This is a genomic window from Salicola sp. AFF1, assembly GCF_056783195.1.
This window is the reverse complement of record NZ_JBXAYL010000221.1, coordinates 1-246: the sequence shown is the minus strand read 5'-3', so window position 1 is coordinate 246 and position 246 is coordinate 1. Positions and strand designations below refer to the sequence as shown.

Below are 246 nucleotides of genomic sequence, written 5' to 3'. Positions count from 1 at the left end.
CGCGACGAAGCGATAGCCGCGGCCCGGACTGTTGACGATGTACTGGTTGTCGGTCTCGTCCTCGCCCAGCGCGCGGCGCAGCGCGGCGACTTGAACCGTGAGGTTCGCATCGACGACATGCGTATCAGGCCAGGCGAGCTCGACGAGCTGGTTCTTTCCGACAAGCTCGCCGGCATGCTCAACGAGTGCGATCAATATCTCGATGGCCTTGCTGCCCAGGCGGACGACGCGGTCGCCCTCGAACAG

At 64.6% G+C, this 246-nt stretch carries 1 protein-coding gene; it reads right to left on the bottom strand.

Annotated features, from left to right (window positions below):
• A partial coding sequence (locus tag AC1RQI_RS17425; RefSeq protein WP_481905865.1) for a winged helix-turn-helix domain-containing protein occupies window positions 1-246 on the bottom strand: 246 nt, incomplete at both ends.